The organism is Streptomyces sp. AA4 (assembly GCF_000158875.1).
GTDB lineage: Bacteria > Actinomycetota > Actinomycetes > Mycobacteriales > Pseudonocardiaceae > Amycolatopsis.
In genome coordinates this window covers 5,938,955-5,945,443 of record NZ_GG657746.1, presented here as the reverse complement: position 1 = coordinate 5,945,443, position 6,489 = coordinate 5,938,955, and the positions used below count along the sequence as shown (strand labels likewise).

Annotated in this window: 6 protein-coding genes; 3 read left to right on the top strand and 3 right to left on the bottom strand. The window is 69.3% G+C overall.

Going from position 1 to position 6,489, the window contains the following annotated elements:
* Positions 1-132: 132 nt before the first annotated feature.
* Positions 133-2,700, bottom strand: coding sequence for an aminopeptidase N (pepN, locus tag SSMG_RS27225; protein WP_037718048.1), 2,568 nt, complete (start codon positions 2,698-2,700; stop codon positions 133-135).
* Between the two features lie 176 nt (positions 2,701-2,876).
* On the opposite strand from pepN, the gene SSMG_RS27220 reads away from it, so the two are divergent.
* Entirely contained in the window at positions 2,877-3,497 is a 621-nt protein-coding gene (locus SSMG_RS27220; RefSeq protein WP_009081286.1) for a DsbA family protein, read from the top strand.
* A 43-nt stretch (positions 3,498-3,540) separates the two neighbouring features.
* On the opposite strand, the gene SSMG_RS27215 is transcribed toward SSMG_RS27220, so the two are convergent.
* The gene (locus SSMG_RS27215; protein WP_009081284.1) at positions 3,541-4,332 is read right to left on the bottom strand and encodes an MBL fold metallo-hydrolase; all 792 of its coding nucleotides are present in this window, start codon (positions 4,330-4,332) and stop codon (positions 3,541-3,543) included.
* A complete protein-coding gene (locus SSMG_RS27210; protein ID WP_009081283.1) occupies positions 4,329-5,066 on the bottom strand; it encodes a 2-phosphosulfolactate phosphatase in 738 nt (245 codons plus the stop codon). Before SSMG_RS27210 ends, SSMG_RS27215 begins: the two co-directional genes overlap by 4 nt.
* A 44-nt stretch (positions 5,067-5,110) precedes the next feature.
* Between SSMG_RS27210 and SSMG_RS27205 the strand changes: the two genes are divergently transcribed.
* Both SSMG_RS27205 and SSMG_RS27200 read left to right on the top strand, forming a co-directional pair.
* Positions 5,111-5,584 (top strand): ribose-5-phosphate isomerase, encoded by a 474-nt coding sequence (locus SSMG_RS27205; RefSeq protein ID WP_009081281.1) that lies wholly within the window; start codon positions 5,111-5,113, stop codon positions 5,582-5,584.
* On the top strand, positions 5,584-6,393 hold the full coding sequence (locus SSMG_RS27200; RefSeq protein WP_009081280.1) for an Fpg/Nei family DNA glycosylase: 810 nt from the start codon (positions 5,584-5,586) through the stop codon (positions 6,391-6,393). Before SSMG_RS27205 ends, SSMG_RS27200 begins: the two co-directional genes overlap by 1 nt.
* Positions 6,394-6,489 lie beyond the last annotated feature (96 nt).

The following is a 6,489-nucleotide window of genomic DNA, read 5'->3' as shown; positions in this document are numbered from 1 at the left end:
GGGGGTGCTTGTCAAGGCATCTTTCCAGCCTTGACAAGCACCCCCGAACCGTCAGCACAATCAAGCTTCGGGGTGCCCCACGCAACCAAGGGAGGCGCAATGTCGCCCGCCAGGGCGACGAGCCGAACCCCCTCAAACCTGACTGTCGAAATCCCGAGCAGCCAATGCCCGAACAATCCCAGCCCGCCCCTCGGAAACCAACCGCCGCAACGCAGCCGGATGCTCCCCAGCAAGCCACTCGTCCGAAGCATTGACCGTCTCCGCCTCAACCGCCCAAGACGGATACAACCCAATAGCCGTCGGCTGCGCCCGCTCGCTGGACCGCCGAGCCCAAACGTCGTCGATAACCTCGAAATACCGCCCCACATACTCCCCGAGCAAATGCTTCTGCCCAGGATGCGAGAACCCGGAAATCAACGCATCGCTCACCGCATTGGGAATCTCGTCGTCGTAAATAGCCCGCTGCCAGGTATCCGCCTTGGCCTCCGCAGTAGGCTGCAACGCCCGAGACCGCTCCGCGTGCCGCCGCCCGGCAGCAGTGTCATCCCGCCGCTGCTCGGCATCGATCTCCGCGGACCCAGCCTTCCCGTGCGCCACCAACGCCTGCAGCAACCGCCACCGCAAATCGGTGTCCACGGTCAGCCCGGGCAACGGCGCGGACCCGTCCAGCCACCCCGCGATCTCCGCCAGAATCTCGTCCCCGAGCACCCCGCCGGCCAGCGAATTCACAAATGCCAGCTGATGATCCGACCCAGCCTCCGCAGTACGGGCCAACTCGAGCAATCGCCCGCTCAACGCAGGCCATCCCTCGGCCGCGGCCCACTTCTGATCGGCATAAGAATTCAACGCCGTCTGCGCCTGCAGCAGCAACCGCTGCACCACGCCGACCTCGCTCTCGGCGTGAATCCCGCGCGCCACCAGCGTTACGAAATCGCGAGCCTTCAGCTCGGCCTCGCGCGTCATCTCCCACGCGGCCGACCAGCACAGCGTGCGCGGCAGCGATTCGGTGATGTCGCCGATCCGGTCGATCAGCGTGGTCAGCGACGCGGGGTCGAGCCGCATCCGGCAGTAGGTCAGGTCGTCGTCGTTGACCAGCACGAGCTTGCCCGCGGCCTGGCCGACCAGGTCCGGCACCTCGGTGCGCTCGCCGGTCACGTCCAGTTCGACGCGGCGGGTGCGGACGATCTTGCCGTCGCCGTCCTCGTCGTACACGCCGACCGCGACGCGGTGCGTGCGCAGTTCGCCGGCACCCGGCTTCGCGCCGGTCTGCACGACGGCGAACGACGCGAACGTGCCGTCCGGAGCGACCTCGTAGCGCGGGCTGAGCGAGTTGAGGCCGGTGGTCTCCAGCCATTCCGCGCTCCACCACGACAGGTCGCGGCCGGACGCTTCCTCCAGCGCCGCCAGCAGATCGGCCAGCGTGGCGTTGCCCCACGCGTGCTTGCCGAAGTAGACCTTGAGGCCGTCGAGGAAGTGCTCGATGCCGACGTAGGCCACGAGCTGCTTCAGCACGCTCGCGCCCTTGGCGTAGGTGATGCCGTCGAAGTTGACCTCGACCGCGTGCAGGTCGACGATGTCGGCCGCGATCGGGTGCGTCGAGGGCAGCTGGTCCTGGCGGTAGGCCCAGGACTTCTCGATGTTCGCGAAGCTGGTCCAGGCGTTCTTGTACTCGGTCGCCTCGGCCTGGGCGAACACGCTCGCGAAGGTCGCGAACGACTCGTTCAGCCACAGGTCGTCCCACCAGCGCATGGTGACCAGGTCGCCGAACCACATGTGCGCCATCTCGTGCAGCAGCGTTTCGGCGCGCCGCTCGTAGGCGTAGCGGGTGACGCGGCTGCGGAAGACGTAGTCCTCGAGGAACGTGACCGCGCCGGCGTTCTCCATCGCGCCCGCGTTGAACTCCGGCACGAACAGCTGGTCGTACTTGGAGAACGGGTACGGGGTGCCGAATTTCTCGTGGTAGAAGGCGAAACCCTGTTTGGTTTCGACGAACAGCCGCTCGGCGTCCATGTGCTCGGCGAGCGACGCGCGGCAGTAGATGCCGAGCGGGATGGTGCGGTGCTCGTCGCGGAACTCGTCGGTCCATTCCGCGTACGGGCCGGCGACGAGCGCCACCAGATAGGTGGAAATCCGCTCGGATTCGGCGAACTGCGTGCGGCGCGCGCCGTCCTCGGTGTCCTCGGCGCTTTCGACGAGCGCGTTGGACACGACCTTCCAGTCGCGCGGGGCGTGCACCGCGAGCCGGTAGACGGACTTGAGGTCCGGCTGGTCGAAGCAGGCGAACATGCGCTTCGCGTCGGCGGTCTCGAACTGGGTGTAGAGGTACACGCCGTCGTCGACCGGGTCGACGAACCGGTGCAGGCCCTCGCCGGTGTTCATGTAGCGGCAGTCCGCGGTGACGACGAGTTCGTTCTCCGCGGCAAGGCCGGGCAGCGCGATGCCCTTTTCCTCGGTGTAGCCGCTGACGTCGAGCTCGGCGCCGTTGAGCACGGCGGAGCGGACCCCTTCGGCGACGAGGTCGATCCACGACGCTTCGCCGGGACGGCTGCTGGAGAACCGCACCGTGGTGGTGGAGCGGAAGGTCTTCTCCCCGGGACGGCCGTGGCCGTCGGTGAGGTCCAGCTCGATGTCGTAGGACGACACGTCCAGCAGGCCGGAGCGCTGCTTGGCTTCGTCACGCGTCAGGTTGGGGGCGGGCACGGGCACCTCTGGTCTTCGGTTCCGGTGGGCACGACGTTCAGCATCCAATCATGACGCGCCCGGAACCGGCGACCAGGGAACAATGCGGAGGGGCCGCCGCGTTGCCCCGCAGTGCGGGGGTTCGCCCCGCCCTCGGCGAGCGCCGGGGAGCAGTCTCGCCGAGGAGCCCGTGAAAAATGACTGACGCGTCCCAGCCCACCACGGTGGACTTCTACTTCGACCCGATCTGCCCGTTCGCGTGGATCTCGTCGCGCTGGATCCTGGAAGTCGAGAAGCACCGCGAGCTGGACCTGACCTTCCGAGTGATGAGCCTGTCGGTGCTGAACGAGGGCCGCGAGGACCTGCCCGAGCGGTACAAGGAGCTGCTGAGCGAGGGCTGGGCCCCGGTCCGCGTCGCGACCGCGCTGGCGCAGACCCAGGGCCAGCAGGCCGTGCGCGACTTCTACACCGAGTTCGGCACCCGCTACCACAACCAGCACAACGAGGACCGCAAGCTCGTCATCAAGGAGGCGCTGGCCGCGATCGGCGCCCCGGCCGAACTCGCCGAGGCGGGCGAATCGACCGAATACGACGAGGCGCTGCGCAAGAGCCACCACGAGGGCATGGACCCGGTCGGCATGGACGTCGGCACGCCGACCATCCACGTCAACGGGAGCGCGTTCTTCGGCCCGGTGCTCTCGTCGATCCCGCGGGGCGAGGACGCGCTGAAGGTGTTCGACGGCGCGGTCGCGCTGGCGAGCTACCCGGACTTCTTCGAGCTGAAGCGCACCCGGACCGGCGAGCTGAACTTCGACTGAGGGCCTCGTGAGTGTTTATGCCGGTTCTAACCGGCATAAACACTCACGAGAACCCGAGCGCCGCCTTGGTGACGTCCTCCGGGTACGGCGAGCTTTCCAGCGCTTTCGCACGCGACGCCCCGCGCGTCTTCAACTCGTGCAGCCGTAGCAGACCGTCGCGATGCGTGCGCACGAACGCTCCATCCACCGGATCGCCGTGGCCGGGGACGACCACGCGCGGTTCCAGCGCGAGCAGCGCGTCCATCGCGGCGGCCCAGGCGTCGAGCTGATCGTCCGGGCCGAACGAGTACGCGGTGAAGCCGTGCGGGCCGTGCTCCACGACGTCTCCGGCGAAGACGACCTCCGCGTCCGGCACGTGCACCAGCAGGTCGTGGTCGGTGTGCGCGAGGCCGGGGTGCACGAGCGCGACCGTGCGGCCGCCGAGGTCGAGTTCGGCTCGGTCGGACACGAGACGGTCCGGCGGCATGATCCCGGTGCGCTCGATGGCGTCGGCGATCTCCGGTTTGCCCTCTTCGCGGTAGTGCTTGGCCCAGGTTTGCTTGCTGCTTTCGCCGTTTTTCAGCAGGGCCTGCAGGCAGCCGGGGTGGGCCCAGACATCGCACGGCAGGAACGGCGTGGTGCCGAAGGCGTGGTCGAAATGCGCGTGCGTGTAGACGACCGACCACGGCAGCTCGGTCAGCTCGCGGACCGCCGCGGCGAATTCCGCGCCCTGGTCGACGTCGCCGCGGGTGTCGATCACCAGGCACCGCTCCTGGCCGAGCACCACGCCGGTCGTCAGGTCCAGCTCGTCGTACCGGCGGGCGAAAACCCCGTCGGCCACCTCGGTCCAGCTCATCGCCCCTCCAGAATCCCGTGCGCCAGCGTCACCACGCTAGCGCTGACGTCCTGCTGGGCGGCCAGGATCACGTCGTCGCCGTGGCCGGTCGCGGCGAGTTCCCGCCCGGAGGTGCAGGCGTGCAGCGCGGCCGGGATGTCGGTCGCGGCGTAGGCAGCCGCCGCGAGCGCGGCTTCGGCGGATCGCGAGCCGGTCAGCGCGCTGACGATCGCGCCCGCGCCGAGGTGGTCCTCGACGCACGGCCGCAGCGGGCCGAACTCAGCGCCTTCGCCGAACATGTCGACGCCCCAGCGTTCCCCGGCGGGAATCACGCCGATCGGCCGTCCGTCGGCGATTTCCTCGGCTTTCGCCGCGGTCGCCGACGCATTCCGCAGGCAACCGGCCAATACGTGCGCGCCGGTTTTCGCCGCGGCCGCGCAGAGCGTCGCACCATTGGGGGAGGGGAGGGCGAGCAGCGTGCCGGACGGGATCTGCGTCACAGAAGACGGCCGGAGCGTCCATTCCTCTTCGCCCGCGACCGCCGCTCCCGCGCCGCGCGCCTCGGCGATCCCGCGTTCGTCGCGCCACCGCACCGGCAGCACCCGGCCGCCGCGGCTGACGACGAGATCCGTTGTGGTGCTGAAGGAAAGCACGTCCACGACGATCAGCACGGCGCATTCCGAACCGAGGATCGCGACGCCTTCGCCGCCCCATTCGAGCCGGACGTCCGTGCCGCGCTGCGCTGCGATGTCCACCCCCGGAGCATGCCGGGTCCGCGGCGAGATGGCACACTCCCGCTGTGCGTGTCTACTTGGGATCCGACCATGCCGGTTTCGAGCTGAAGAACCACCTTGTCCGCCACCTCGGCGAACAGGGGCACGAGGTGACCGACATCGGTCCGTTCGTCTACGACGCGGCCGACGACTACCCGGCGTTCTGCGTCGAAACCGCGCGCCGCGTGGCCGCCGACGAGGGCAGCCTCGGCATCGTCATCGGCGGGTCCGGCAACGGCGAGCAGATCGCCGCGAACAAGGTGCCGGGCATCCGCGCCGGGCTCGGCTGGAGCGTCGAAACCGCGCAGCTGACCCGGCAGCACAACCACGCCCAGGTGCTCGGCGTCGGCGCCCGGATGCACACGCAGGAGCAGGCGACCGAGATCGTCGACGCCTTCCTGGCCACGCCGGTGGACCCGGCCGAGCGGCACACGCGGCGCGTGCGGCAGCTGCTCGACTACGAGCGCACCGGCACCCCGCCCGCCCTGCCGGAGGCCTGATGCCCGAGGGGCACACGCTCCATCGGCTCGCCCGTCTCCACCAGCGCCGCTACGCCGGCGGACCGGTCGCGGTAAGCAGTCCGCAGGGCCGGTTCGCCGCGGAGGCGGGGAAACTCGACGGGCAGGTGCTCGTTTCCGCTGAGGCGTACGGGAAACACCTGTTCCACCACTACGGTCCTTTGGGGACAGTGCATGTCCACTTAGGTCTGTACGGCACCTTCGGCGAAGCGCCGCTGCCCGAGACCGCGCCGGTCGGCCAGGTGCGGATGCGGCTGGTCGGCCGCACCCACTGGACCGACCTGCGCGGCCCGACGCGATGCGAACTGCTGGATCCGGCGCAGGTCGACGCGATCAAGGCCCGGCTCGGCCCGGACCCGCTGCGCCGGGACGCGAAGCCGGATCGCGCGTGGGAGCGGATTTCGCGCTCCCGCACGACGATCGCCGCGTTGCTGATGGATCAGGCCGTGCTGGCCGGGGTCGGGAACGTTTATCGCGCGGAAGTGCTGTTCCGGCACGGGATTTCGCCGATGGTTCCGGGCCGATCGCTGGACCGCGCGCTGTGGGACGCCATGTGGGCGGACCTGGTGACGCTGATGCGCGCCGGGGTCCGCGTCGGGCGGATCGACACGGTCGCGCCGGAGCATTTGCCCGCGGCGATGGGCCGGGCGCCGCGCGAGGACCGGCACGGGGGCGAGGTTTACGTCTACCGGCGGGCCGGGATGCCGTGCCTGATTTGCGGGACGCCGGTGGCGCAGAAGGAATTGGCTGCGCGCAATCTTTATTGGTGCCCTGCCTGCCAGCCTGCTTGAGCTGAACGGGTCCGTGAGGGGAACCCTCACGGAATCAGAGTCCCTCAGGGTTCCCCTCACGGACGTCTGCGGGAGCGGAGGCGCGCGGGAATACGA